The sequence below is a fragment of the Leisingera sp. SA32 genome (assembly GCF_056033425.1).
On sequence record NZ_JBVYHB010000002.1, the window covers coordinates 151,191 to 176,411 of the forward strand.

25 protein-coding genes are annotated in these 25,221 nt (G+C 62.9%); 11 read left to right on the plus strand and 14 right to left on the minus strand.

From position 1 onward, the window contains the following. Positions 1-145: 145 nt before the first annotated feature. From preA to AC0IPL_RS03375, 7 genes are all read right to left on the minus strand, one after another. Positions 146-1,450: an NAD-dependent dihydropyrimidine dehydrogenase subunit PreA gene (preA, locus tag AC0IPL_RS03345; protein WP_474272195.1), complete on the minus strand. Its 1,305-nt coding sequence runs from the start codon at positions 1,448-1,450 to the stop codon at positions 146-148. Positions 1,451-1,504: 54 nt separating this feature from the next. Continuing rightward, positions 1,505-2,839 carry an NAD(P)-dependent oxidoreductase gene (locus AC0IPL_RS03350; protein WP_474272197.1) on the minus strand — a complete coding sequence of 445 codons (1,335 nt, stop codon included), beginning with the start codon at positions 2,837-2,839 and terminating at the stop codon, positions 1,505-1,507. A 164-nt stretch (positions 2,840-3,003) separates the two neighbouring features. Beyond that, positions 3,004-3,402 (minus strand): RidA family protein, encoded by a 399-nt coding sequence (locus AC0IPL_RS03355; RefSeq protein WP_474272198.1) that lies wholly within the window; start codon positions 3,400-3,402, stop codon positions 3,004-3,006. A gap of 109 nt (positions 3,403-3,511) precedes the next feature. Next, a complete protein-coding gene (locus AC0IPL_RS03360; protein ID WP_474272199.1) occupies positions 3,512-4,249 on the minus strand; it encodes an SDR family oxidoreductase in 738 nt (245 codons plus the stop codon). Further along, positions 4,246-5,574 carry an FAD-binding oxidoreductase gene (locus tag AC0IPL_RS03365; RefSeq protein WP_474272200.1) on the minus strand — a complete coding sequence of 443 codons (1,329 nt, stop codon included), beginning with the start codon at positions 5,572-5,574 and terminating at the stop codon, positions 4,246-4,248. Before AC0IPL_RS03365 ends, AC0IPL_RS03360 begins: the two co-directional genes overlap by 4 nt. After that, positions 5,571-5,993 carry a GtrA family protein gene (locus tag AC0IPL_RS03370; protein WP_474272201.1) on the minus strand — a complete coding sequence of 141 codons (423 nt, stop codon included), beginning with the start codon at positions 5,991-5,993 and terminating at the stop codon, positions 5,571-5,573. The genes AC0IPL_RS03365 and AC0IPL_RS03370 overlap by 4 nt, the downstream gene beginning before the upstream one ends. Before the next feature lie 11 nt (positions 5,994-6,004). Further along, the gene (locus AC0IPL_RS03375; protein ID WP_474272203.1) at positions 6,005-7,453 is read right to left on the minus strand and encodes a UbiA family prenyltransferase; all 1,449 of its coding nucleotides are present in this window, start codon (positions 7,451-7,453) and stop codon (positions 6,005-6,007) included. A gap of 199 nt (positions 7,454-7,652) precedes the next feature. Between AC0IPL_RS03375 and AC0IPL_RS03380 the strand changes: the two genes are divergently transcribed. Continuing rightward, complete coding sequence (locus AC0IPL_RS03380; RefSeq protein ID WP_474272204.1) at positions 7,653-9,053, plus strand: hypothetical protein; 1,401 nt, start codon at positions 7,653-7,655, stop codon at positions 9,051-9,053. Between the two features lie 40 nt (positions 9,054-9,093). Here the strand turns inward: AC0IPL_RS03380 and AC0IPL_RS03385 are convergent, their stop codons facing one another. After that, complete coding sequence (locus tag AC0IPL_RS03385; protein ID WP_474272205.1) at positions 9,094-9,357, minus strand: DUF2312 domain-containing protein; 264 nt, start codon at positions 9,355-9,357, stop codon at positions 9,094-9,096. A gap of 210 nt (positions 9,358-9,567) precedes the next feature. On the opposite strand from AC0IPL_RS03385, the gene AC0IPL_RS03390 reads away from it, so the two are divergent. Next, positions 9,568-9,786 (plus strand): hypothetical protein, encoded by a 219-nt coding sequence (locus AC0IPL_RS03390; protein WP_474272207.1) that lies wholly within the window; start codon positions 9,568-9,570, stop codon positions 9,784-9,786. A 109-nt stretch (positions 9,787-9,895) separates the two neighbouring features. Here AC0IPL_RS03390 and AC0IPL_RS03395 read toward each other — a convergent pair whose 3' ends face one another. Next, entirely contained in the window at positions 9,896-10,111 is a 216-nt protein-coding gene (locus tag AC0IPL_RS03395) for a hypothetical protein (protein ID WP_474272208.1), read from the minus strand. Positions 10,112-10,364: 253 nt separating this feature from the next. Between AC0IPL_RS03395 and AC0IPL_RS03400 the strand changes: the two genes are divergently transcribed. Together AC0IPL_RS03400 and AC0IPL_RS03405 are read left to right on the plus strand one after the other, a co-directional pair. Next, positions 10,365-11,228 (plus strand): MBL fold metallo-hydrolase, encoded by an 864-nt coding sequence (locus AC0IPL_RS03400; RefSeq protein ID WP_474272209.1) that lies wholly within the window; start codon positions 10,365-10,367, stop codon positions 11,226-11,228. A 134-nt stretch (positions 11,229-11,362) separates the two neighbouring features. Then, positions 11,363-11,788, plus strand: coding sequence for a protein tyrosine phosphatase family protein (locus AC0IPL_RS03405; RefSeq protein WP_474272210.1), 426 nt, complete (start codon positions 11,363-11,365; stop codon positions 11,786-11,788). 231 nt (positions 11,789-12,019) lie between these two features. Here the strand turns inward: AC0IPL_RS03405 and AC0IPL_RS03410 are convergent, their stop codons facing one another. From AC0IPL_RS03410 to AC0IPL_RS03430, 5 genes are all read right to left on the minus strand, one after another. After that, positions 12,020-13,333, minus strand: a complete 1,314-nt coding sequence (locus AC0IPL_RS03410) for a FliM/FliN family flagellar motor switch protein (RefSeq protein WP_474272212.1) — start codon at positions 13,331-13,333, stop codon at positions 12,020-12,022. Positions 13,334-13,417: 84 nt separating this feature from the next. After that, positions 13,418-16,096, minus strand: a complete 2,679-nt coding sequence (locus AC0IPL_RS03415) for an ATP-binding protein (protein ID WP_474272213.1) — start codon at positions 16,094-16,096, stop codon at positions 13,418-13,420. Continuing rightward, a complete protein-coding gene (locus AC0IPL_RS03420) occupies positions 16,096-16,398 on the minus strand; it encodes a hypothetical protein (protein ID WP_474272214.1) in 303 nt (100 codons plus the stop codon). The genes AC0IPL_RS03415 and AC0IPL_RS03420 overlap by 1 nt, the downstream gene beginning before the upstream one ends. 184 nt (positions 16,399-16,582) lie before the next feature. Continuing rightward, positions 16,583-16,963 (minus strand): response regulator transcription factor, encoded by a 381-nt coding sequence (locus tag AC0IPL_RS03425; RefSeq protein ID WP_474272215.1) that lies wholly within the window; start codon positions 16,961-16,963, stop codon positions 16,583-16,585. 98 nt (positions 16,964-17,061) lie between these two features. Next, a complete protein-coding gene (locus AC0IPL_RS03430; RefSeq protein WP_474272216.1) occupies positions 17,062-18,360 on the minus strand; it encodes a helix-turn-helix domain-containing protein in 1,299 nt (432 codons plus the stop codon). A gap of 231 nt (positions 18,361-18,591) precedes the next feature. Between AC0IPL_RS03430 and AC0IPL_RS03435 the strand changes: the two genes are divergently transcribed. The 7 genes from AC0IPL_RS03435 to accB all read left to right on the plus strand — a co-directional run bounded on the left by AC0IPL_RS03435 (position 18,592) and on the right by accB (position 25,212). Then, complete coding sequence (locus AC0IPL_RS03435; RefSeq protein WP_474272217.1) at positions 18,592-19,938, plus strand: substrate-binding protein; 1,347 nt, start codon at positions 18,592-18,594, stop codon at positions 19,936-19,938. Positions 19,939-20,085: 147 nt separating this feature from the next. Next, entirely contained in the window at positions 20,086-21,108 is a 1,023-nt protein-coding gene (locus AC0IPL_RS03440) for a branched-chain amino acid ABC transporter permease (RefSeq protein WP_474272219.1), read from the plus strand. A 4-nt stretch (positions 21,109-21,112) separates the two neighbouring features. After that, positions 21,113-22,315 carry a branched-chain amino acid ABC transporter permease gene (locus AC0IPL_RS03445; protein ID WP_474272220.1) on the plus strand — a complete coding sequence of 401 codons (1,203 nt, stop codon included), beginning with the start codon at positions 21,113-21,115 and terminating at the stop codon, positions 22,313-22,315. Between the two features lie 12 nt (positions 22,316-22,327). Further along, on the plus strand, positions 22,328-23,083 hold the full coding sequence (locus AC0IPL_RS03450) for an ABC transporter ATP-binding protein (protein ID WP_474272221.1): 756 nt from the start codon (positions 22,328-22,330) through the stop codon (positions 23,081-23,083). A 12-nt stretch (positions 23,084-23,095) separates the two neighbouring features. After that, positions 23,096-23,851, plus strand: a complete 756-nt coding sequence (locus tag AC0IPL_RS03455; protein WP_474272222.1) for an ABC transporter ATP-binding protein — start codon at positions 23,096-23,098, stop codon at positions 23,849-23,851. Between the two features lie 177 nt (positions 23,852-24,028). Beyond that, positions 24,029-24,565 carry a LuxR C-terminal-related transcriptional regulator gene (locus AC0IPL_RS03460; protein ID WP_474272224.1) on the plus strand — a complete coding sequence of 179 codons (537 nt, stop codon included), beginning with the start codon at positions 24,029-24,031 and terminating at the stop codon, positions 24,563-24,565. Positions 24,566-24,720: 155 nt separating this feature from the next. Beyond that, positions 24,721-25,212, plus strand: coding sequence for an acetyl-CoA carboxylase biotin carboxyl carrier protein (gene accB, locus AC0IPL_RS03465; protein WP_474272226.1), 492 nt, complete (start codon positions 24,721-24,723; stop codon positions 25,210-25,212). Positions 25,213-25,221 lie beyond the last annotated feature (9 nt).

Sequence of the window (25,221 nt, forward strand, 5' to 3'; positions counted from 1 at the left end):
AGCCAGTTGGGGGGACACAACCTTGTGGGGGGGGGGTGGGTAGCAGCAAAGGGCGCGCCCCCCGGCCCAACGGGAGGCGTGTCTCCTGAACAGGAGACCAACGACGGGCGGGAGCCGCAGCCGCCCCGGATCCATCGCCATTGGGTTATTCTGCCGCCTGCGCGGCCGGGTTGTTGGGATGCGTCGTCCAGTTTGCATAGTCGTCTGACACCACCTCACCGGTGCGTTCGTCGACTTCCCCTGCGGCGACCTCCTCCATGGTGATGCAGCCTTCGACCGGACAGACATTCACACACAGGTTGCAGGCGACGCATTCATCGTCCTTCACGGTGAAAACCCGGTCCTCACTCATCGCGATGGCCTGATGCGAGGTGTCCTCGCAGGCCGCGTAGCAGCGGCCGCATTTGATGCAATCGTCCTGGCTGATCCGCGCCTTGGTCACGTAATTCAGGTCCAGATATTGCCAGTCGGTCACATTCGGCACCGCCATACCGATGAAGTCCTGGGTAGAGGTATAGCCCTTCTCGTCCATCCAGTTCGACAGACCGGAGATCATCTCCTGCACCACCTTGAACCCATAAGTCATCGCTGCGGTGCAGACCTGCACGTTGCCGGCCCCGAGGGCCATGAACTCCGCCGCGTCGCGCCAGGTGGTGACCCCGCCGATGGCCGAGATCGGCAGGCCGCGGGTCTGCGGATCCCGAGCGATCTCTGCCACCATGTTCAGCGCAATCGGCTTGACCGCCGGGCCGCAATAGCCGCCGTGGGTGCCCTTGCCGCCGATCGTCGGCTCCGGGGCCATGTTGTCCAGATCGACCGAAGTGATCGAGTTGATGGTGTTAATCAGGCTGACCGCATCGGCGTTGCCCGCATGCGCCGCCCGCGCCGGGTGGCGGATGTCAGCGATGTTCGGGGTCAGTTTCACGATGACCGGTTTGGAGTAGTACGTCTTGCACCATTCGGTGACCATCTGGATGTACTCCGGCACCTGCCCCACGGCGGAGCCCATGCCGCGTTCGGCCATGCCGTGCGGGCAGCCGAAATTCAGCTCGATACCGTCAGCGCCAGTGGCCTCCACCTGCGGCAGGATATCCTTCCAGGCCTGCTCCTCACAGGGCACCATGATCGACACGACCACAGCACGATCCGGGTAGTCTTTCTTGACGCGGGTGATTTCCTCGAGATTGGTCTGCAAGGGCCGGTCGGTGATCAGCTCGATATTGTTGAGCCCCAGCAGCCGACGGTCAGCGCCCCAGATTGCGCCGTAGCGCGGACCGTTCACGTTGACCACCGGCGGGCCTTCGGCGCCCAGGGTCTTCCAGACCACTCCGCCCCAGCCCGCCTCAAAGGCGCGGCGGACGTTGTATTCCTTGTCGGTGGGCGGCGCCGAGGCCAGCCAGAACGGATTGGGGGATTTGATGCCCAGAAAATCTGTAGTCAGATCAGCCATTTGATCTCTCCTCTTAAGGCTAGCGCAGAGCGGCACTTCCGCTCCGCGGCTGGCTCAGTCCATCAGGCTGGAGTGAATGTCCATTGCGGCGTCGCGGCCCTCCGCCACGGCGGTCACGGTCAGGTCTTCGCCGCCAGAGGCGCAGTCCCCACCGGCCCAGACCCCGGCGATAGAGGTGCGCCCGGTCGCGTTGACCTTGATCTTGCCGCCCTCCAGCGCCAACGCCTCCGGCTGATCCTCCAGCCGCTGACCGATTGCCTTGAACACCTGATCCGCCGCCAGTCGGAACCGCTCGCCGGTGCCAGTCACCTTGCCGCCCGTGACCTCAGTGTACTCCAATTCGATCTCTGCCGCTGCCCCATTGCCATGCACGGCAACCGGCATCACGTTGAACATCAGCTTGACCCCCTTGGAGGCCGCCAGATCCTGTTCGAACCGGCTGGCGCCCATCTCCGCACGGCTGCGGCGATAGACAATGGTGACGTTTTCTGCGCCCAGCAGTTTCGACTGCACCGCCGCATCCACCGCCGTCATGCCGCCGCCGATCACCACCACATTGCGGCCCACAGGCAGGGTCGTCAGATCGTCCGCCTGGCGTAGTTCGGCGATGAAGTCGACCGCGTCGCGGACGCCGTCCAGGTCCTCCCCCGGCGCGCGCAGGGCATTGACGCCGGTCAGCCCGATGGACAAGAACACCGCGTCATATCGGGACTGTAGATCGTCCAGCGACAGCGCGTCCCCCAGTTTCTGATCGTATTCCATCGTGATGCCACCGATTTGCAGCAGCCAGTCGACCTCACGTTGCGCAAAATTCTCGGTGGTCTTGTAGGCGGCGATGCCAAACTCATTCAGCCCGCCGGGTTTGCTGCGCGCATCGTACACCACCACGTCATGCCCCAGCATCGCCAACCGGTGCGCCGCGGCCAGACCGGCGGGACCGGCGCCGACAACGGCCACCCGTTTGCCGGTTGCGGCCGCGCGGGTAAACGGATGCAGGCCTTTCATCATCAACTGGTCTGTCGCGTAGCGTTGCAGGCGACCGATCTCCACCGGTTTGCCCTCCGCGGCCTCGCGCACGCAGGCCTCTTCGCACAGGGTTTCCGTGGGGCAGACCCGCGCGCACATGCCGCCGAGGATGTTCTGGTCCAGAATGGTCTTGGCGGCGCTGTCGGCATGGCCTGCCTGGATTTCACGGATGAATTGGGGAATGTCGATGCTGGTCGGACAGGCCGTCATGCAGGGCGCGTCATAGCAGAAATAGCAGCGGTCCGCCGCCACCGCCGCCTCATGCGCGTCATAGGCTGGATGCAGGTCCGAGAAGTTCTCGGCAATTCCGACCGCGTCCATGCGCGCGGTGCGAATTCCGGATGCCTGATGGCTGGTCGCCATTGGGTGTCTCCCTGATTTTATGTGTTCTTACCCTTCAGAGTGCCACAGTCCTGTTTTTTATCAACTGGTAAAATTTTCTGCGGGTGCACAAAAAATGGCCGCCCCGACGGGGGCGGCCTGCAAGGTGTTGATTTAACATCCGTCTTCAGACGAGGCGCGGCCCGTCAGCTGGGCAGAACCGCGGTTGCTTCAATCTCGATCTTGGCCTCATCTTCGACCAGAGCGGAGACCACGACCATCGTCATCGCCGGGAAATGGTATCCCATCACTGCGCGGTAGGCTTTGCCGACCTCGGCCTGATGCGCCAGGTATTCTGCCTTGTCCGTTACAAACCAGGTCAGCCGGGTGATGTCCGTGGCGCTGCCACCCGCGGCCTCCACCACCTCCAGGATATTGCGCAGCGCTTGGCTCATCTGGCCAATGAAATCCGATGCCTCAAACACCTGATCGGCGGTCCAGCCGATCTGGCCGCCGACAAACAGAAGGCGGCCCTCGGCCACCATGCCGTTGGCATAGCCTTTTGCAGGTTTCCACCCTTCGGGATGCACGCTGATGGCCGGCATGGTGTTGTTCCTTCCTTGATACGGGTCCGAGACGAGCTTTCGGCGACCATAGCGGAGGAGCGGAATTTATTTCAAGCTTAAAACTTCCACCTGTTGCACTGGCGTGGATTCAAAGTTTCAGCTTCTTGAACAGCGGCTCCGGGATATTGCGGATGATCGCCATCACCAACTGCCAGACCGGGCGGACATAAATGATGTTGCGGCGCTTGCGGGTGGCAGCAACGATGGCGGCGGCGACCTCCTGCGGCTGGGCGGTCAGCTTGGCGGGCAGATCCATGCCCTCGGTCATGCGGGTGGCAACAAATCCCGGCAGCACCGTCACCACATGTACGCCCGCCCCGGCCAGCCGGTTGCGCAACCCCGACAGAAAGGCGGTGAAGCCTGCCTTGGCAGAGCCGTAGACGTAGTTGGTGGCGCGGCCGCGCTCTCCTGCGACGGAACTGATGCCGACCAACACACCGCTGCCGCGTTGTTCGAACCGATTGGCGAGATGGGCCAGAATGCTGGCCGGTCCTTCGAAATTGCTGCGCAGCACAGGCACGGCGTCGGCAGGGTCAGCCTCGCAGGCGGGCTGGTTGCCCATGTAGCCCACTGCGCAGACGGCCACCCCCGGCAATTGCGGCAGACCATCGAGAAAGCCTGCGTGGTCCGCGAGCGCCAACGCGTCAAACTCATGCAAGCTCACCGGCTGATTGTGGCGCAGCTCCAGATCGGTTTTCTCTGCTGACAGCGCCTCCGCGTTGCGCGCCGCCAGCTGTATGGGATGCCCTTCGGCCGCAAAGGCATGCGCCACCGCCAGCCCGATGTCAGAACGGGCCCCAAGGATCAGGACCGGAAGTTTTGTCATAGCGATAGCCTTTGTGACTGGGCGGAGCGGAAGCGGCTGTCCAGCCCGCCCGCCTTCCGCATATCCGTAAATGCATCCACACGCGGATCCGACTGGCGCAGCATCTCGGCGGACATGCGGCTGTCCTTGGCCAGATAGAACCGTCCGCCATGGTCCAGGGTGATCCGGTCCAGCTCTGTCATCAGCGCGAGGCTGCGGCGGCTGACCGGGAAATCCAGCGCCAGCGTGTAGCCTTCCATCGGGAAGGAGAACGGCCCCGCGCCCGGCCCAAGCCGTTTCAGCACGGCCAGGAACGATCCTTGCTCGGCGGCAGAGGTCGCCTCAAGCAGCGCCCGAAGACCGTCGGACGCGCGGTCCAGCGGCAGCACACACTGGAACTGCATGAAGCCCTTCCGGCCATAGATCCGGTTCCAGCCCAGCAGCGCGTCCAGTGGAAAGAAATAGCTGTTGCAATCGGTCAGCCGAAAGCCGGAGCGGCTCTGCCCGGCCCGAAAATAGGCGGCATTGAAGGCCCGCACACCGTGGCGGTTCAGCAGGAAGCCCGGAAACAGCGGCGGCAGGCGGTGGCTTCGCAGCGGCGGCAGGGCAAATGGCCGCGCAGCCTGCTGCGGGCCCAGATCCCGTGGCTCAGCATGTTCGCCCAGCATCACGATTGAGCGCCCCAGCTGCGCCCCGCGGGCCAGGCAGTCAATCCAGGCGACGGAATAGGTGGCCTTGCCTGCGCTGTCCAAAGCTGCAATCGCAGCGTCCAGATCGGCGGCTGGGAGGGTCTGCTGGCGGATCCAGGCCGAGGGCACCCGCCGCAGCCGGAGCCCCGCGCGCAAAATCACCCCCGTCAGCCCCATACCGCCCGCGGTCCAGTCGAATATCTCGCTGTTGTCCTGCGCTGAGCAGCGGCGCACGGTCCCGTCGGGGCCCATTACATCCACCCAGTCCAGGCAGGTACGGAAGCTGCCGTCGCGGTGGTGGTTCTTGCCATGCACATCCGCGGCAATGGCGCCACCCAAGGTGATGAATTTCGTGCCCGGCACCACCGGTGGGAACCAGCCGCGCGGCAGGAAGGCGGCGATGATATCGCCCAGAAGTACACCGCTTTCGGCCTCCAACACCCCGGTGTCGGCGTCAAAGCCCAGCATCTTGTTGAAATGCCGCATGTGCAGCGTGGTCGGCACGCCGATGGCACTGTCACCATAGGCGCGTCCGTTGCCGCGGGCGATCACGCTCGGGTGGCCGACAACCCGTTCGCGCAGCTCCGCCACGCTGCGCGGAGCCAACAGCTGTGCCTCTGCGACGGGGTAATTGCCCCAGCCCGACAGCCGCGTCATCGACCGGCCTCCGCCGTTGGGTGGGCAAAGACAAAATGCCGATCCAGCTGGTATTTCACCGCGTAGCCGACCGCGAGCCCCAGGATCGCCCCGATTTCCCGCGCGGTCTCGGTGCCCCAGCTGAGCCAGAAAAGCGTTTCGGTGATCCAGAACAGCGCCGTCGTGGCCAGCCCCATCAACGAATACTTCAGAAACGTCCGCCCGTGGTGAGCCGCCCCACGACCCTGGTCGTGAAAAATCCAACGCCGATCCAGCAGGTATTTCGCTACCAGACCGCTCAGCGTGCCTGCCGCCATCGCCAAGACAAACACCCCCGCCCCTGGCCCCAGGATCAGCACCATACGCTGGGTCGCCAGGTTTACCCCAGTGGCAACTATGGCAAAGGCCACATAGAGGATCAGCACAGGTGGCAATTTCATAGGTTGCCCTCTCATAGGCTGCTGCTCCAGATCGCAAGGCACAGGGTCAGCAGAAAGCACAGCTGGCTGCTGCGATCACGTGCAGCATAAACAACCGGATCGTCCTGCATCTGGCCGCGGTGCGCCAGCATCACGGTCTTGGTGATCCAGTACAGCAACAGCGCGCAGATCCCCCACAACCCCTGCGGCGTGGCATAAAGCCCCGCCACCGCCGGGGAATTCACATAAAGCGCCAGCACCAGAACCGACACGTAGCCCGCCGCGATCGCAATCATCGAGATCATCGGCAAATCATCCACATGATACCCGCGCCCGCGCGCCGTCAATTGCTTGCGCCGGGCACTGTCCACCAGCTCGGCCTGACGTTTTACCGCCGCCAGGGCGAAAAAGAAGAAAAGCGAAAACGCCAGCAGCCAGACCGACAATTCAATTCCGGTTGCGGTGCCGCCCGCAATGATGCGGATGGTGTACAGCCCAGCCAGCAGGCAAATATCCATGACGATGCGACGCTTGAAGTACAGAGAGTAAGCCGTTGTCATTGCGTAATAAAGCAACATAACAGCAAGAAAGGGCAGCCCCAGTGGCAGCGCCACCGCCAGCCCCAGCGCAAACAGGCCTGCCGCCATCCAGCTGCCTTGTTCGATGGGAATTGCCCCTGCCGCAAACGGACGGAACCGCTTGCGCGGATGGGCACGGTCTGCGTTCAGATCCAGCAGGTCATTCACCACGTAAACACTGGAGGCAATCAGGCAGAAACTCACAAAGGCGAGCAGCGCCTGCATCAGCGTGACCATATCCAGCTGATGCGCGGCAAGCATCGGCAGGAACACAAGAATGTTCTTCAACCACTGATGCGGGCGCAGGGCGCGCAGATAGGCCCGAGGCGTGGGCGCTTCGGTGGCAAGGTGTTCCACTTCAGCGGCAGCGGCCTCTGCCTGACGCCGCAGAGCGGGCGGTGCATTCACCGTTACCCCCCGCTGTGCAGCCTGCCAGACCGGAAGATCCGCGTAGGCATCACCAACGTAGGAAAACCCGCCTGCGCCGAAACGCTGGGTCAGAAACTCTGCTTTGATCACGCCTTTCAGATTGCGCCCGCCGCCAGAGCCATGCACCTCGTCAAAGAGGTTCAAATGGGCGGAAATGCCCTCGGCAACCGCCTGGTCGCTGGCAGTCACCAGTGCCGTGCGCCCGCCTCGGCCACGCCAGTTTTCCACATACGCCACAACCTGCGCATCATAGGGCAAGGTCGCCGCATCGACATAGGCAGTTTCGGCCAGGTGCCGCTTTAGCGCGGCCCGTCCGCGAAGAAGGGCATAGGCGGCAGTGAAGGGGCTTTTCCAGTCGCGACCAAAAGAGGACCAGAAAGTCTCGTACAACATATTGCTCCGCAGCAATGTCCCGTCGAGATCAACGGCGAGCATGCCGGGTTGGCCGGCCATTGGCGTGGGGTCTGTCGTCACGTCTGGTCAACCAAAGAGTTCATCATTTCCGTTGCATGTTTGTATCAACGCAACCTTGGCGTGGCTAGACGCGCGGCCATTGGCTCGGTGCGCAGCTGCAGGGGTGTTGCGGCCCTGCCCACCCAATGACGGCAAAAATGCCCAGCAATTCCATAGCGGCAGCGTATCGCCTATAATCGGGGCAAAGACCGAGGACAGCATGAGATCCGCCCACAGCTACACCACCCATGCCGCCGTCCCCCTGCGCGGCGGCACGCTGATCCGTGAAACGCTGCTGATGACGCTGATCCTCGGGGCGCTTGTGCTGCTGAGCCGATTGTTCAGCGCGCAGGTCTTGCAGATCCTGCCGGACCCCATCCATCTCAGCACCGCCTACCAGCATCTCCCGGTGCAGCAGCTGCATGACGATCTGTTGGGCGCACTGCTGAGCCTGCATTCGCAGCCGCCATTGTGGAATTTTCTGCTGGGACTTAGCGCCAAGGCCTGCGCGGCGGATGAGGCCTGCATGATCCAACTGATCTGGCAGGCGCATCTAGTGCTGACGGTGGCAACAGCCGCCTGTCTCTATGCATGCCTTCGCCTTCTGGCACGCTCCGCCCGCTTGGCAGCCTTGCTTGCGCTGAGCTATGCGCTGACCCCGGCGGCATTCTACTACGAAAACTTTGTCCAGTATGCCCATATCACCGCAGCCTTATTCGCCCTGTCCAGCCTCGCCGTGCTGCTGTTATTGACCACTGGAAAGAGCCGCTATTTCGCCCTGTTCTGCGCCTGCCTGTCGGTGCTGTCACTGATCTGGACGCTGTTTCACCCGGTTTACATCCTGCTGGTGGGCGGTCTGCTGCTGTTCAAGGCCGGTGCGTCCCCCCTGCGCGTGGCGATGCTGGCGCTGACCCTCGTGGTAACGCTGTTGCCCTCGGTCAAGAACAAGGTTGTGTTCGATTTTTTCAGCTCTGGCAGCTGGCTGGGACTGAATGTCTCGCAAGTGGCCCCTACCCCGATCGAGGGCTGCTCGTTCAAAACGTTTGCCGAGACCCATGGGCTGATCGGCCGCCATATCGGATCTGCACTGAATGATCCGCAAATGATCCCTTATTCCAAGGGCTGCCTGGAAAAATCGCTGCGCGTGATCGCCGCCAGCCCGCTGGACTACGCGCGCGGGGTTGTGGTGCGCATGGCAACCAGCCTGTCGCTCTGGCCCAATGAATACCTTTTTCCACCGCTGAACTGGGACCGCTTCCCAAAAATCCCGGACACCAACCGGGTGCTGACGGCGGATAACAAGATCATCATCGACCCCAGCCTGTCACGATTTCTGACGCTGGCGCTGAACCTGTTTGCGCTGATCGCCTTGGCAGAACTGGCCCGGCGCGCCAGCGCGCCCGCGCATCGCGCGTTCTTTCAGGTCATGCTGCTGTCGGTGGTGCTGTTCCTGGGCCTCGCCCACGCGGTCAACGGGCCAGAACAGGAGCGCATGCGGTATACGCTGCATCCGCTGTTCTGGGGGCTATATGCCATTGTCGGGTTGGAAGCGGCAGTCAGGTTGCGCCGCTGGGGGCGCCGGTTGCGGCCATCCGATCCGGCCCAAAGCGGCGAGACCTGAGCCCCGCCCGGCAGCACACGCCGGGCGGGCAGGCGCGGGCTTACATACCCAGCGCTTCCTTGTACATCTCCAACACGGCCTCTTCCTCGGCGATGTCGTTTTCGTCGCGCTTGCGCAGGGCGATGATCTTGCGCAGCACCTTGGTGTCGTAGCCACGGCCCTTGGCCTCCGCCATGACTTCCTTCTGCTGCTCGGCGATGGTCTTCTTTTCCTCGTCCAGCCGCTCGAACCGTTCGACGAACTGGCGCAATTCGCCTGCTGTCACACGGTAGTTTTCGCTTTTTTCGTCTTCGGTGATATCCATCTGCGGCTCCGTCGGCACATGCTGTCAGTTGCTGTCAGCGCAAGGGGATAGCGCCCTGCCCGCCGCGCCGCAAGCCGGCAAAGTCTTCGGGCGCAAAATCCGGCCACCCGCCTTCGCTGACGCCTTCGCTGACAAGTGCGCGGGGGCAGCCGACTTGCACCGGCGTACAGGATCGGCTAGGCGCTGCGCCAAACGCGCAGGAGCAAGCACATGTTCGATCTCATCGTTTGGGCCGGAGCCGCCCTGTCCGTCGCCGGACTGATAGGGCTCCTGTGGTGTATCCTCAAAGTCGCACGCGCCCGGCGCCAGCACCTGGACGACGAGGCGATGCGCGCCGTGGTGCAGTCTGTTCTGCCATTCAATCTGGGCGCGCTGTTGTTGTCAGTCCTGGGACTGATGCTGGTGATGGTCGGTATCTTTCTGGGCTAAACGCCACAGCTTGCATCGGCACGGTTTCACCGTCGACCGCCGCACGGTCAGCGCGAAGGGCCACCTTCGGACAGTCGCCACAGAAATCGACACTGACGTCGCTGTCGAATCACACCGGGATATTGTCGAACATCGCTTCCACAGCATCCTGGCTTAACGTCGATTCCAGGCGTCGCAGACGGCCCGGCACCTCTGCCCCGTTGCGGCGCAAACGCTCCAAAACTCGGCTGAATTCTGGCTGCAGGGCCAAGCGGTCGGCGCCACTGTGGTCAAGGATACGTGTCTCCAGTGACCGCGCGCGGCGCATCAGATCTTCATTGGTCATGATCGGTCCTCCCTACCTGCGGGAAGTATGCCAGATTTTTGCGACAGCGACGCGAAACCTGCATGAGAATCTTTTTATTCTTTTTGGGGGGTGACGATAATTTGTGCAGTGTTTGCGCACCGCGCAGGATCGGTGCGCAAAATCCGCAGCTATCAGACCGGCCTGGTGCGACGCTCCGCGCGCTTGCAACATATTCCAGAACGACTATATGATTGACCGACCCCTCAGCCCAAACCTCAAGGGAGCGCCGCTGATGACGCCCGACGTACAGGCCTTTTTTGACGAGGCCACCAACACGGTCTCATACGTGGTGACGGATCCGGAAGGGCGTGCCTGCGCGATCATCGACCCGGTGCTGGATTATGACCAGGCCGCCGGGCGCACCGCCACCCATTCTGCCGATGCCATCGTCGAATGGGTCAACGGGCGCGGTTTGCAAACCGAGTGGATCCTTGAGAGCCATGTCCACGCCGATCACCTGTCCGCCGCACCGTATCTTCAAGAGCAGCTGGGCGGCAAGATCGGCATCGGCGACCAGATCACCGTGGTGCAGGACACCTTCGGCAAGGTGTTCAATGAAGGCACCCGGTTCCAGCGCGATGGCAGCCAGTTCGACCGCCTGTTCCGCGAAGGCGATGTCTTCATGATCGGCCAGATGCGCGGCGAGGTTCTGCACACCCCGGGCCACACACCAGCCTGCCTTACCTATGTCATCGGGGATGCGGCTTTTGTGGGGGATACGCTGTTCATGCCGGATTTTGGCACTGCACGGTGCGACTTCCCCGGCGGCTCATCCACAGCGCTGTACCAGTCGATCCAGAAGATCCTGGCGCTTCCTGACCAGACGCGAGTTTTTGTGGGCCATGATTACAAAGCACCGGGGCGCGGCGACTATGCATGGGAAACCACCGTTGGCGAGCAAAAGGCGCTGAATGTACATATCGGCCAAGGTCGCAGCCTGGAAGAGTTTGTGGCGATGCGCGACGCCCGCGACGCCACCCTGGGCATGCCTCGGCTGATCCTGCCGTCGCTACAGGTAAACATGCGCGCCGGCCAGATGCCAGAACCCGACGATCGGGGCGACGTGTTTCTGAAGATCCCCATCAACAAGGTCTGAGCGCGGGCCGCAGGATGTGACTTTTGGCTGGTGCGAAAGCCACCAGCCGCGTCGCGAGGGCCTGCGGCATGTTGTTCGGGCACAGCGGCATCCCGCATCTGGACCGGCGGCGCGCAACCGCGTAAAGACACATCATGGAAGCACGTGAAATCACCCCCCGCTACTCGGTCTCGCCGCAGATCTCGGTCGAGGATCTGCCCGCCATCGTCGCCGCCGGTTTCAAGACGGTGATCTGCAACCGCCCCGACGAGGAAGTTCCACCCAGCCACCGCGCGGACACCATCCGCGCCGCCGCTGAGCCCCTCGGTCTGCACTTCGAGGTGCTGCCGCTGACGCACCAGACGATGACGCCGGAAAACGTGGCGCGCCAGCGCGCCTTGTATGAGGGCTGCGAGGGACCGGTTCTGGCCTATTGTGCCTCCGGCACCCGCTGTTCGGTGGTCTGGGCGTTGAGCCAGGCAAGTGATCTCCCTGCGGATGATATCCTGGCCCGCACGCAGGCCGCGGGATACCAACTGGACGGTCTGCGCCCGGCGCTCGACTCGTTGGCGGCTGGCTGACACAACAGGCAGCACGGGCGGCAGACGGGCCTTCTGCTCTTCACCTCGCCTTTTCTGGGATACGGATCTGGAGTCTGGCACGACGGGCTGCCCCTGGTCAGCCCGCCGGAGGCGCCGCGCCTTTCGGGTGGGTCAGGCCTTTGCACATATCGAAATTTAGATTGCCACCGTCCCTTGGGCGTCGGGACCGCGCCGCGCGGTCACAGGCCAGCGCGATACGCGTGGCTCAGGTCAGCTGTTTTCCTGCAACGCCGGGTCCAGTCCGGCCAGTTGCGAGATTTCCAGGGCGGCATCGCCGGGATCGAAGTCGCCAAGATCCGCCGCGGGCAAGTCCGGCAGATCCGGCAGCCCGCCATCCAACCCGCCGCTGAATTCGCCCGTCAGATCGTCGGCCAGATCACCAGTCAGGCCGCCAGAGAGATCACCGTCAAATTCCGCAGACAGATCGCCGCCTGCCATCGCATCCAGGCCACCACCGTCGCCCAAAGCCGGTGCCGCCTCCAGCTGAGGCACACCGCCCAAATCCATCGGATCCTGCAAGTCGTGCGCCGCGATGCCCATGTCCAGCGTGGGACCACCTGACATCCCGTCCGAAGCCGCAGCTCCGCCTTCCGAGAAGGCCATGGCATCCGCGCCTGCGTCGCTGACCAGGCGGGTGCGCGTTTGATTCAGCCGCACCGCACGCGCGCCGTTCAGCTGGCCAAGACGCCCCTGCGCCACCGAATGGCCGCCGATTGTCAGCAGATCTGTCTCGTAGAGGAAGGCCGCATCCAGCGGCAACAGGTCCCCTTCCTTGAGGCTGGCAAAATCCTGCAAAGGCACCCGCATCTTGCACAGAACCGCGGACAGTTCGGCCCGGATCGCCCCCATGTTCGCGCCCAACGATGGCCCCTTGGGTGCCCCGCCATTGGCTTCCTGCAGCTCTTCCGCAGTGGGTTCCGGCAGAATGAGTTTCATCACACCCTGCATCGCGCCGGAGGCAAGATCCATGTTCAGCTCGATCACCCGGTAATCATCGGCCTCCAGCCCCAGCACAAGACTGCGGACCGTGTCGACCTGGGCACCGAACCGATAACCGGTGAACATGCTCTGGTCCGTCTGCCCCTCCAGCATGGCCACGACCTTGGCAAAACTGCGTTCAAGGAATTCGGCCGTCATGGCCGCATCGGTCGGGGTATAGGTGCGTCCATCCGGCGCCATGCCCAACACGGTGCCGATGGTCTGTTTCTGGATCAGCGCCGTAACCGTGGCCGCATCCATGCAAACCGCGCCCATCCGCCCTTGCGGGCAATCGAGAACCACCAGCAGGTCCTGGTCCGACAGCTGCGCGGCCAAGTCCTCTGGGGGGCGATTGCTCTGCCGCGCCGCCAGTACCGCCACCGGAAGATCGCACAGATCCGCCGCCGCGCGCGCAACAGACCGGCGCAAAGCCTTCAGCGTCGGAGAGCTGCCAGTCGAGCTGGTTCCCTCCTTCGTCGCTGCCAACTTGCGCGCAAGCACGCTTTGCTTGCCGCCGCCTGCCTCTGCTGGTTCCATTTCAGACATAGGCTGTCTTACCCGCCCTTCACGCGTCCCGTTTGCCTGTTTGTACCAGCAGAAAGGTTAACAACTCCTGTATTCAAGCCGTTGTCAGCCCGTCTTTATTTCAATCTCCGGTATTGAAACCCTGAAGGCGCCGCCATTGTGACCCGCCAGGTAACTTATGTCGCCACCCAGCCGCTGCATCACCTCGCGGCAGATCGCCAGCCCGAGCCCTGCCCCACCTGCGCGTTCTGGGCGGACGCGGGCGAATTTTTCAAAGATCATTTGCCGAAACTCAACCGGAACGCCGCCGCCGTTATCGGTGAAATCCACTTGCAGCACCCCGTTCGACACACTAGCCGAGATCGTCAGCTCAGGCTTGCCGGCGTCGCAGTACTTTTGGGCATTCGCGATCAGATTGATAAACACCTGCGCCAGCCGGTCCAGGTCGGAAGACAGACGAAACCCTTCCGCCTCCGGGTTGCGGCAGACCCGAAGCGGCCGCTCGGACCCCGCCAACGCCGCTGCCACTGCGTGGTCCAGCACGCCCGCCAGGGTGCCAACGCTGAGGTTGAGGCTGACCTGGCCGCTTTCCAGCACGCTGAGGTCCAACAGGTCATTCAGCAACCGGGTCAAACGCAAGGTCTCGTCATGGATGATCCCGGCATAGTGGCGCTGCTCGTCAGCACTCAGCTCGACGTCGTCGCGCAGGATCTCCGAGAAGGCCCGGATTGAGGTCATAGGCGTGCGCAGCTCATGGCTGACCTGGCTGAGAAAGGCGTCCTTCTGCGCAGAGATCTGGGTAAGTTTCTCGTTTGTTTCCCGAAGCTTGCGCGCCGTATCCGACAGCTCCGCAGATTGCGCCTCAAGGCGGTTCGAGTACTCCAGCATCTGGGCTGTCTCATCCGCCACGGCCAGCAGATCCTGCACCGAAACCGACGACCCGCCGACGATCTGCCCGATCATCGCATGCGCCGCAGCCGCCCCGATGGAAGCGCTCAGCTCGCGCTCCAGCCGCTCCAGAAACACCGGTGTCGGTTCTGGCAGAGGGCCGCGCCCCCCCTGCCGCCGCAGTTCGCTCTGAAACAGGGCCTGGGCCTCGGTGGCACCCAGAATCCGCTGTGACATGATCATTAGATCTTCACTTTGCGCCACGGACCCGGTCCAGCCGCGCGGTGCCGCGGAATGTTCGAATACATTAACGAACTGTGCGCCCTGCAACCGCTCCAGCGGGCTGGGAAAACTGATCAGCGAGACGAAGCAGAACACCAACGCATTGAGGGTCATCGACCACATCACTGCATGCACCGTGGGGTCCAGCCCCTCAATGCCGAACAGCGCCTGAGGGCGAAGCCAGGCGAGGCCAAACAGCCCTTCGCGCAGGATATGCTCTGGCAGCAGCCCGCCACCGAGGGCCGGCAGCAACATCGTGTAGAGCCAGATCGAAAATCCCACCGTCAGCCCGGCAAGCGCCCCGGTTCTGGTGGCACCGCGCCAGAACAGCCCCCCCACCAGCGGCGGCAGGATCTGTGCCACGCCGGTAAAGGAGATCAGCCCGATCGCCGCCAGCGCCGCCGCGCCGCCCGACAAATGGTAATAGAAGTACCCCAAGCCCATGACCGCGGCGATCGACACCCGTCGCGCCAGCAGCACCACGTCGCGCACATCGCCCGACACAGACGCCCGGCGTTTTTGCAACCGCAACCAAACCGGCATAACGATGTGGTTCGAAACCATCGTGGACAGGGCCATCGCCGCGACAATCACCATTGAGGTGGCAGAGGAAAACCCGCCCAGAAACGATAACATCGCCAGTCCCTGCTGCCCTTGTTGCAGCGGCACCGTCAGCACGAACATGTCGGGATTGCTGCCCTCGGGCATCAGCTCCAGCCCGATTGCGGCAATGGGCACCACAAACAACGACATCAAGAAGAGATACAGCGGGAAGGCCCAGGAGGCGATGCGCAGATGCCGTTCATCTTCGTTTTCAACCACCATCACCTGGAACATCCGCGGCAAGCAGACAAAGGCGGCCGCCGCCAGGAAGGTGATCGTGGCCCATCGGCTGCCATCCACGTTCCACTGGCCAATCTGCGAGGCGTCGATCCGCTCCAGCGCCTCACTGGCGCCACCGGCGATGCCCCAGACCACGAATATGCCCACAGCGAGCAAGGCCGCGAGTTTCACGATGGCCTCAAACGCCACGGCGGTCACCACACCGTGGTGGCGCTCGTTGGCGTTGAGATTGCGCGTGCCGAACAAGATCGCAAAAACCGCCAGCCCGCAGGCAACCCAGAACACGATCGAGGTCTCATTGTGGCCGCGCTGGGGGTCTGCCTCGGCAAAGATGGCAAAGGACAGGGTAATGGATTGCAGTTGCAACGATATGTAGGGCGTGACCCCGATCACCGCGAGAATGGTGACGCCGATGGCCAGCAGATTGGATTTCCCGTAACGCGAGGACAGCAGGTCAGCGATCGAGGTAATGCGCTGGCTGCGACCGATCCGCACCAGCTTGCGCAGCCCCCACCACCAGCCGACCATCACCAGGGATGGGCCGAGGTAGATCGTCACGAACTCTAGCCCCGAACGCACTGCATAGCCAACCGCCCCATAAGAGGTCCAGGCGGTGCAGTAGATCGACAGCGACAGCGTGTAGAGCAGCGGAGAGCGCATCCAGGCTGCACCGCGCCCACGGATGGCCATCCGGTCGGCCCAGAAGGCAATGAAAAACAGGAACGCCACATAGGCAAGGCAGACGAGGACCAGCAGGTTCAGTGAGGCCATCAGCGGGCCTCCGGGGGACCAGAACTTGCGGGCGGATCCGTGTCGCCGCCGATCCAGTGTTCGGCCCACCGCCGAACCGCAAGACTGAACGCGAAGCAGGCCGCAATCAGCCCGGCCCAGACCGCAAAGACATAGATGATCGCCGTTGACATGCTGACACCGTCGCGCGCCGCAGGGTGGGTCGACGCCTCCGCCCATAAGAGCGGCAACGCCAGCAGCAACGCGATCAGCACCGGCAGCAGCCGCGCAATGTCCATCAGCCGCCGCCGACGATACGTCAGGCGTTCGGCGCGCGTGCCCATCTCACTTGCCGCAGTGCCGCGCACATCTGGTCCACCCAAATCTGGCCCGCGCGGAACAGGCCCGCGCCGCCCCGTCTTGCCCGCCGTTGCCCGGTCAGAACTTGTCCTGCGCGGCCCGGCATTTCCTGGCGTGGATGTGGGCGGCGGGGGCGTATGCTGCTTTGGGCCGCGGTTCATCGCGGTGTCATCCCAGCCCTGCCTGCGCATGCAGATCGCGGACCGCGGTCAGCACTTCGGCGTTGGAAAAGGGTTTTGTCATGAACCGCGTCACCCCGGCTTTCTCCGCCATCTCCCGGTCGCGCAGCTGGCCGCGGGCGGTCAGCATCAGCACCGGCAGCGCCTGCATTTCCGGCTGAGCGCGCAGTTCGCGCACGATTTCCAGGCCGCTTTTCCCCGGCAGCATCAAGTCCAGAATCACCAGATCCGGCCCAGCCTCGCAGATCCGCTCAACCGCGGTGCCGCCCTCGCTATAGGCATCCACCTGCCAGCCATCGCGCGTCAGCAGAAACCGGATGGCCTCGGTGATATTCGGTTCATCTTCTATCAGAACAACATGCCTGCCCATCCGCAGTTTTTCCTCCCAGCGTGCCGCGTCCGGGCTGGCCGGCGCAGAGACGCTATCCCCATTTTTTGACGCAGGTTAGCGCCGGAGCTGCTCAGCTGTCAAAACTGTTCCTTCAGGATCGAGGCCTCCCGACGGGCCGGACACCCCCGACGGGGGCAGATCCGGCAGCTGGCCCCAACCGGCTGGGCCTCCTGTTCCGTGCGCCCGCCGGGCAAGATCAGCATCACCGCGCGGTAGACGGGATCGCTGCCAAACTCAGGAATATCCTGCGCCCAAGCTACCGCCATGCAGTCAAACGGCGCCGCGCTGCGCCCCTGCTGCACCACCTGGCGCCGCACCGGCACATGCGGATGCACAAGCGCAGTGTACAACGGCCACAATGGGCAGGAGGCCCCAAAGCGCGGCATCGCGAATCCTGTCACGGGCTTTCGGAACAGCAGCGTGCCGGAGGCATCGCAGATCACCAGTCCCGCCTCCTGCCCCAGCACAGGTTCCGGCAGCGCTGCCAGTCGCCGCAGCACAGTCGGCAGATCACAACCAAACCGCCGCGCCAATGCAACCGGGTCGATGCCATGGGCGGCGATTTCCTCCGCCACTGGCGCCAGCGGCAGGGCGCGGGCATCCGACAGATATTGTTCCAGCCCCACGCGAACCAGGCTGCGGGCAGCCGCGCTCAGCTCCGTGGGGGCAGATTCGAGCACGGCCTCGGGACTGCTGCTGCCATCTTCCAGCGTCGGAAAGTGAAACCCCTGAGTCTGAAAGTAATTCTCCGCTTCTTCCTGCGGCATACCACGCCGCGGGGTATCGGCGTCTCGCTCATCCAGAAAGCTGACAAGAGCGCGGCTGCTTTCCGACAGCCGCAGCGAATCCTCGTTCAGGTTCTTGTGGAACCGGTCACGCCACTGCGGCTCCAGCTCCCCCGGTTCGGCCAGGATCGAAGCGGTGGAGCGGATCGCCGCCGCCGTCGACAACACCTCATGCACTGAGGCCGCCAGATTGGGGTCATGGGTCAGCCGGTCAGACAGGGTTTCTACCATCTGCTCCAGCGTGGCGATGCGGCGATGGCCTGCTGCGAGAACTTCCGCCCAGCCGGGGAACCGGCCCGCAAATTCATCAACCCTGTCCAGCTCTGCTACCGGCACACCGCTGTCCGCCGCCGCCTCGCGCAGGGTGGAGATCAACGCCGCCTCTGCCCCTTCGCTCAGCATCGACGGCTCAACGCCCAGCACCGCGGCGATGTCCACCAACAATTTACCGCCGATTCTGCGCCGATTGTGTTCGATCAGATTGAGGTAAGAGGCGGAAATCCCGGCCTTACGCGCCAATTCGGCCTGCCGCAACCCTAGGATGAGCCTGCGTTCGCGGATCCGACTGCCGGTGAGCGTATCGCGTGCCATGAGGTCGGCACCTCCCAAAATGCTTCCGTTTCAAGGGCTTTCTGCGCCGCAACATAAGGTTCTTTACAGAAGCCCCCCAACCACTGTTCAGTTATTTACATAATTTTCAAGCTACCAAAGGGTTTTATTGCCTGAATTTACATACCGCTCTCATACTGATTTTGCACGAAAGTGCTGATACCGCGCAGAAGTGAGGAGCTGCAAGGTGTCAATCATCTTAGGGAGGAATACATGTCCAAATCTGACGTTTCACGCCGTGGCGTGCTGAGAACCGGTGCCTTGGCCGGCGCCGGCTTGGCGCTGCCGACAATCTTTACAGCTTCATCCGCCGCCGCCTTTACTAACGAGCCCACAGGCAGCAGCGTGACCCTGGGCTTCAACGTGCCGCAAACCGGGCCCTACGCTGATGAGGGTGCCGACGAGCTGCGCGCCTATGAGCTGGCGGTCGAACATCTGAACGGCGGCGGCGACGGCGGCATGATGAACACCTTCAGCTCCAAGGCGCTGCAGGGGAACGGGATTCTGGGCAAAAAGGTGGAATACGTCACCGGCGACACCCAGACCAAATCCGACGCCGCCCGCGCGTCCGCCAAGTCGATGATCGAAAAGGACGGCGCGGTGATGATTACCGGTGGGTCGTCCTCGGGCGTGGCCATCGCCGTGCAGGGCCTCTGCCAAGAGGCGGGCGTGATCTTCATGGCCGGGCTGACCCACTCCAACGACACCACCGGCAAGGACAAGAAAGCCAACGGTTTCCGCCACTTCTTCAACGGCTACATGTCCGCGGCAGCACTCGCGCCGGTGCTCAAGAACCTCTATGGCACTGACCGTGTCGCCTATCACCTGACGGCCGACTACACTTGGGGCTGGACCCAGGAAGAATCGATCGCCGCGGCCACCGAGGCCTTGGGCTGGCAGACCGTGAACAAGGTCCGCACCCCGCTGGCGGCCACCGACTTCTCCTCCTACATCGCGCCGGTTTTGAACTCGGGCGCGGACGTGCTGGTGCTGAACCACTACGGCGGCAACATGGTCAACTCGCTAACCAACGCGGTGCAGTTCGGCCTGCGCGAGAAGGTTGTGAACGGCAAGAACTTCGAGATCGTCGTGCCGCTCTACTCGCGCCTGATGGCCAAGGGTGCGGGCGAGAACGTGAAGGGCATCCACGGCTCGACCAACTGGCACTGGACCTTGCAGGACGAGGGCTCCAAGGCATTCGTGAAGTCCTTTGGCACCAAATACGGCTTCCCGCCGAGCCAGGCCGCGCACACCTGCTATGTGCAGACCATGTTGTATGCGGATGCGGTCGAGCGGGCGGGCAGCTTCAACCCCTGTGCTGTCGTGGAAGCCCTGGAGGGCTATGAGTTTGACGGCATGGGCAATGGGCCGACCCTGTATCGTGCCGAAGATCACCAGTGCTTCAAGGATGTTCTGGTGGTGCGCGGGAAGGAGAACCCAACGTCGGAGTTCGACCTGCTGGAAGTGGTCGAGGTCACGCCGCGCGCGCAGGTGGAATACGCTCCGGATCACCCGATGTTTGCCGGCGGCAACCTCGGCTCTTGCAATCCGGGCGCATAAACGCAGCATCTCTGGCCGGGCGCGAAATGCGCCCGGCCTTCCATCCCGGACCGGCAACAGGACGCGCGGCGTCTGAACAGGGGCACCGCGCCGCTGAACCGACCGGTATTATCTCTACCACCCAGACTAACCCCGGGGGCGGGATCCATGGACGCAATCCTTTTGCAAATCTTGAACGGGCTCGACAAGGGCTCTGCCTATGCGCTGATCGCGCTGGGCTTGACACTCATCTTCGGCACGCTGGGCGTGGTGAACTTTGCCCATGGGGCCCTGTTCATGATCGGCGCTTTCTGCGCCGTCACCCTGCAACGTATTCTGAGCCTCAGCTTTGAAACCGTCGACGCGACCCAGACCGACTTTCTGGGCAACCCGCTGAAGGTGAAGACACCCTATGTCGAAGCCTGGTTCGGCCCCGAGTTCGGCGGCACGCTCATTGACTGGGCGGTGCCACTGGCCATCCTGTTTGCGATCCCGATCATGATCGGCGTCGGCTACGTGATGGAGCGCGGGCTGATCAAGCATTTCTACAAACGCCCCCACGCGGATCAGATCCTTGTGACGTTCGGCCTGGCCATCGTTCTGCAGGAGGTGGTTAAGTATTTCTACGGCGCCAATCCGATCCAGACCCCGGCCCCGGACGCGCTGAACGGGGTTGTGAACCTGGGTGCCGCCATCGGCATGGACATCGTCTATCCGGTGTGGCGGGTGGTCTATTTCTTCTTTGCCGTTGTGATCATCGGCGGCATCTTCAGCTTTCTGCAATTCACCACCTTTGGCATGGTGGTGCGGGCCGGCATGGCCGACCGCGAGACGGTGGGTCTCTTGGGCATCAACATCGACCGCCGTTTCACCATCATGTTCGGGATCGCCGCCGCCGTGGCAGGGTTGGCGGGCGTCATGTACACGCCGATCAACTCCCCCAATTACCACATGGGCATGGACTTTCTGGTCCTCAGCTTCGTGGTGGTGGTTGTCGGCGGCATGGGCTCATTGCCCGGCGCGGTTCTGGCAGGATTCCTCCTGGGCATTCTCGAAAGCTTTGCCTCGATGAATGAGATCAAATCGCTGATCCCAGGCATCGACCAGATCATCATTTATGTGGTGGCAATCATCATTCTGTTGACCCGTCCCCGAGGCCTGATGGGCCGCAAAGGCGTGATGGAGGACTAAAGACATGTTCGGACTGGACAAAAAAGACACCTCATTGCTGATCATCGTGGCCTGCCTGACGATGTTCGCCCCCTTCATTCTGAACCCCTTCCCCACCGACAGCGGGCTGGCGCAGTTCAACGCGGGCTATCCGGACCTGATGCAGCGCTTCGTGATTTTCGGGATCTTCGCCATCGGCTTCAACATCCTATTCGGGCTCACTGGCTATCTGTCCTTCGGACATGCGGCCTTCCTCGGTGTCGGCTCCTACTCGGCCGTGTGGATGTTCAAGCTGATTGGCATGAACGTGATCCCGGGAATCCTGCTGTCGGTGATCGTCGCGGGCCTCTTTGCGCTGCTGATCGGGTTTATTTCCCTGCGGCGCTCCGGCATCTACTTCTCGATCCTGACGCTGGCGTTTGCGCAAATGTCGTTCAACCTCGCCTACTCGGTGCTGACCCCGATCACCAATGGTGAGACCGGCCTGCAACTGACGCTGGAAGACCCCCGCATCCTGGGCGTCTCAGCCACCGCGGACGGCTCGATCCCGGTGACCAACCTGTTCGGGCTTGAAATGCGGTCCACCTTCGAGATGGCACTCGGCCCCTGGGCGTTCCAGTTCAACGCGGGCTACTATCTATGCGCCATCATCATGCTGGCGGCCTTCTACCTGTCGATCCGCATCTTCCGCTCGCCCTTTGGCATGATGCTGCGCGCGGTGAAATCGAACCAGCAGCGGATGAACTACACCGGTCTGAACACCCGCCCCTACACGCTGGCAGCCTTCGTGATCTCCGGCATGTATGCGGGTCTTGCGGGCGGGCTGATGGCCTCGATGGACCCACTGGCCGGGGCGGAGCGAATGCAGTGGACCGCTTCCGGCGAGGTCGTGTTGATGACCATCCTGGGCGGTGCCGGCACGCTGATCGGCCCGGTGCTGGGCGCAGGCTTCATAAAGTACTTCGAAAACATCTTCTCCAAGATCAATGACAACGTGCTGCACGGCTGGTTCAGCTTCATGCCCGACGGCATGGAAGACGCGGTGGTGTTCCTGATCCACCCCTTCATCGGCAAGGGCTGGCACCTGACGCTGGGCATCCTGTTCATGCTGGTGGTGATCTTCCTGCCCGGCGGCCTGGTTGAAGGCGGTCAGCGCATCAAGGGCTGGATCCAGGGCCGCAAGGCCAAGGACAGCAGCACTGCCAAAGAAACCAACCCCGCGGAATAAGGAGACAAAGCAATGGGTATCCTTGAAGTCAAAGACGTGGGGAAACGGTTCGGCGGGCTGCAGGCCCTGTCCGATGTGAACCTCAGCGTGAAGGAAAACTCGGTCCACGCCATCATCGGGCCGAACGGCGCGGGCAAATCCACTCTGCTCAACTGCCTGGTGGGCAAGCTCATCCCCGACACCGGATCGGTGATGTTCGACGGCCAGTCGGTACTGGGACGCGCTCCGTATGAGATCAACCAGATGGGGATCTCCCGCGTGTTCCAGACGCCCGAGATCTTCGGCGATCTTACGGTACTGGAAAACATGATGATCCCCTGTTTTGCCAAGCGCGATGGCGCGTTTGAGCTCAACGCCCTGTCCTCCGTGGGGAAGCAGAAGGACATTCTGGAGCGCGCCGAAGCGATGCTGGTGGAGATGAACATGGCGGACAAGCGGCACATGAATGCCGCCGCCATGTCCCGCGGCGACAAACGGCGGCTGGAGATCGGCATGTGCCTCAGCCAGGAGCCGCGGCTGCTGTTGCTGGATGAACCGACAGCCGGCATGGCGCGGGCCGACACCAACAACACCATCGACCTGCTGAAACAGATCTCGGATCAGCGCGACATCACCATCGCCATCATCGAGCACGACATGCATGTGGTGTTCAGCCTTGCCAACCGGATCACCGTACTGGCCCAGGGCACGCCGCTGGTCGAGGACGATCCGCAGAACATCCGTGGCAATCCCAAGGTACGCGAAGCGTATCTGGGCGAGTCGGCGTAAGGAGCAAACCCAATGAACGTAAAACCCGATTTCTCCAAGAACGCCAACATGGCCACCACCGCGCCGGCCTTCCTGTCGGTCTGGGATGTGCACGCCTACTACGGCGAGAGCTACATCGTGCAGGGCATCACCTTCAATGTGCACGAGGGCGAGATTCTGGCGCTTTTGGGCCGCAATGGGGCCGGCAAGACCTCAACCCTGCGCTCGATCGCGCGCATCGGCTCACCCATGGTGACCCGCGGCGAGATCTGGCTGGACCACAAGCCGCTTCATAACATGGCCTCGCATGAGGCGGCGACCGCAGGTCTGGGTCTGGTGCCCGAAGACCGCCGCATCATCCCAGGCCTGACGGTGGAGGAAAACCTGCAACTGGCGCAGATCGCGCCCCCCGTCGGCTGGTCGCTGGAGCGTCTTTATGACCTGTTTCCACGACTGGGTGAGCGCCGCAAGCAAGAGGGCGTAACCCTTTCGGGCGGTGAGCAACAGATGCTGGCCATCGCTCGCGCCCTGGCCCGCGACATCAAGGTGCTGCTCCTGGATGAACCCTATGAAGGGCTTGCGCCAGTCATCGTGGATGAGATCGAAAAGACCCTCATCCACATCAAGGAACAGGGCATGACAACGATCATCGTCGAGCAGAACGCGGTGCGGGCGCTGGAGCTGGCTGACCGCGCCGTGATCCTCGATACGGGCGGCATCGTCTTTGATGGCACCGCCGCCGAAGTTCTGCAAAACGAGGAACTGCGCGCCGAATACCTGGCGATCTGAGGTCAGCTGCACCTTCCGCCGCCCTCGCTTCCACTGAAAGCAGGCGGCGGTCCGGCAGATTGGTGCCAAAGTCGCGCGCGCCCTGCCGTGCAGTTCACAGCTGCGCTGCGACGCCGATTGGCGCTACAGGGATCTACCCTCTTCTATTCCCGGGGCCGGACAGGGTAAGACCCCCGCATGAGTGACCTTGCCTTCGAATATGCCCCCGTCGGCCTTGCGGTGCTGGAGCGCCGCATCATTACCCGCTGCAACGTGCAATTCGCCACCACCTTTGGTGGCGAGCCGGGCGAGTACACCGGCCTGCCGGTCGCGGAGCTGTACCCCAGCCAGGAGGACTACAACCGCATCGGCACCGTTTTGCAGCAACCCGAGGCGCGCTGTGGCAATTACAGCGACGAACGCATCATGCGTCGCCGCAGCGGCGCGTTGTTCTGGTGCCGTGTGCGCGGGCGGTCGGTCACGCCCGAGACACCGTTTCAGACCGGTGTGTGGTCCTTTGCGGACATCTCCGACGACCGCCCCGTCGTGTCGCTGACCCCGCGCGAACGCGAGGTCGCCATTCTCACCTGCAAGGGCCTGTCGGCCAAGGAGATCGGCAAGCAGCTGGACCTGTCCTATCGCACGGTGGAAAGCCACCGCGCCCACCTGTTGCAAAAATTTGGGGCCCGCAAACTCCCGGAACTGGTGGCAAAACTGACGGGCATGCCGCTCTGAGCCGAAAATCCGTGCAGCAATTGCAATTCGGGCCGCGGACCTCCATGTTACGGCGCAGATCGACAGCGCTTTCCTTGCGGTAATCCTTGCCCTATAAGCGCCCTAATTTCCCGCCCGCCTGCCCGGCGGGCCTGTCGGAATTGGCTGAGGACAAAATGACCAACAAATCTCACGAAGCTGACGTGGCATTCATCAAAGCGCTGGCGGAACTGCTGCGCGAAAACGACCTGACCGAGCTGCAGGTGAAACGCGAATACGGCGAGGATGATAGCCTCAACGTGACTGTGTCACGGCAAACCGCAATGTCCGCCGCACCGGTGCAGGTGGCGGCACCCGCCCCCGCGGCCGCGCCGGCCGCAGCCCCGGCGCCCGCCGCTGCGCCTGCCGCCGCCAACGACGATCCCGCCAACCACCCCGGCGCGGTGACTTCGCCGATGGTCGGCACCGTCTACTTGCAGGCTGAACCCGGTGCGCCGTCGTTCATCTCTGTCGGCAAGCAGGTCAGCGAAGGCGAGACCCTGCTGATCGTCGAGGCGATGAAGACCATGAACCACATCCCGGCGCCCAAGGCCGGTACCGTGAAGCGCATCCTGGTCGAAGACGGCGCCGCCGTAGAGTTCGGGTCGCCCCTGGTCATCATCGAGTAAGGATCGCGC

Bases quoted from the DNA above. Each gene is read 5' to 3' on its own strand.
- preA (WP_474272195.1), bottom strand. From the start codon at position 1,450: ATGGCTGATCTGACTACAGATTTTCTGGGCATCAAATCCCCCAATCCG.
- AC0IPL_RS03350 (WP_474272197.1), bottom strand. From the start codon at position 2,839: ATGGCGACCAGCCATCAGGCATCCGGAATTCGCACCGCGCGCATGGAC.
- AC0IPL_RS03355 (WP_474272198.1), bottom strand. From the start codon at position 3,402: ATGCCGGCCATCAGCGTGCATCCCGAAGGGTGGAAACCTGCAAAAGGC.
- AC0IPL_RS03360 (WP_474272199.1), bottom strand. From the start codon at position 4,249: ATGACAAAACTTCCGGTCCTGATCCTTGGGGCCCGTTCTGACATCGGG.
- AC0IPL_RS03365 (WP_474272200.1), bottom strand. From the start codon at position 5,574: ATGACGCGGCTGTCGGGCTGGGGCAATTACCCCGTCGCAGAGGCACAG.
- AC0IPL_RS03370 (WP_474272201.1), bottom strand. From the start codon at position 5,993: ATGAAATTGCCACCTGTGCTGATCCTCTATGTGGCCTTTGCCATAGTT.
- AC0IPL_RS03380 (WP_474272204.1), top strand. From the start codon at position 7,653: ATGAGATCCGCCCACAGCTACACCACCCATGCCGCCGTCCCCCTGCGC.
- AC0IPL_RS03385 (WP_474272205.1), bottom strand. From the start codon at position 9,357: ATGGATATCACCGAAGACGAAAAAAGCGAAAACTACCGTGTGACAGCA.
- AC0IPL_RS03390 (WP_474272207.1), top strand. From the start codon at position 9,568: ATGTTCGATCTCATCGTTTGGGCCGGAGCCGCCCTGTCCGTCGCCGGA.
- AC0IPL_RS03395 (WP_474272208.1), bottom strand. From the start codon at position 10,111: ATGACCAATGAAGATCTGATGCGCCGCGCGCGGTCACTGGAGACACGT.
- AC0IPL_RS03400 (WP_474272209.1), top strand. From the start codon at position 10,365: ATGACGCCCGACGTACAGGCCTTTTTTGACGAGGCCACCAACACGGTC.
- AC0IPL_RS03405 (WP_474272210.1), top strand. From the start codon at position 11,363: ATGGAAGCACGTGAAATCACCCCCCGCTACTCGGTCTCGCCGCAGATC.
- AC0IPL_RS03410 (WP_474272212.1), bottom strand. From the start codon at position 13,333: ATGTCTGAAATGGAACCAGCAGAGGCAGGCGGCGGCAAGCAAAGCGTG.
- AC0IPL_RS03415 (WP_474272213.1), bottom strand. From the start codon at position 16,096: ATGGCCTCACTGAACCTGCTGGTCCTCGTCTGCCTTGCCTATGTGGCG.
- AC0IPL_RS03420 (WP_474272214.1), bottom strand. From the start codon at position 16,398: ATGGGCACGCGCGCCGAACGCCTGACGTATCGTCGGCGGCGGCTGATG.
- AC0IPL_RS03425 (WP_474272215.1), bottom strand. From the start codon at position 16,963: ATGGGCAGGCATGTTGTTCTGATAGAAGATGAACCGAATATCACCGAG.
- AC0IPL_RS03430 (WP_474272216.1), bottom strand. From the start codon at position 18,360: ATGGCACGCGATACGCTCACCGGCAGTCGGATCCGCGAACGCAGGCTC.
- AC0IPL_RS03435 (WP_474272217.1), top strand. From the start codon at position 18,592: ATGTCCAAATCTGACGTTTCACGCCGTGGCGTGCTGAGAACCGGTGCC.
- AC0IPL_RS03440 (WP_474272219.1), top strand. From the start codon at position 20,086: ATGGACGCAATCCTTTTGCAAATCTTGAACGGGCTCGACAAGGGCTCT.
- AC0IPL_RS03445 (WP_474272220.1), top strand. From the start codon at position 21,113: ATGTTCGGACTGGACAAAAAAGACACCTCATTGCTGATCATCGTGGCC.
- AC0IPL_RS03450 (WP_474272221.1), top strand. From the start codon at position 22,328: ATGGGTATCCTTGAAGTCAAAGACGTGGGGAAACGGTTCGGCGGGCTG.
- AC0IPL_RS03455 (WP_474272222.1), top strand. From the start codon at position 23,096: ATGAACGTAAAACCCGATTTCTCCAAGAACGCCAACATGGCCACCACC.
- AC0IPL_RS03460 (WP_474272224.1), top strand. From the start codon at position 24,029: ATGAGTGACCTTGCCTTCGAATATGCCCCCGTCGGCCTTGCGGTGCTG.
- accB (WP_474272226.1), top strand. From the start codon at position 24,721: ATGACCAACAAATCTCACGAAGCTGACGTGGCATTCATCAAAGCGCTG.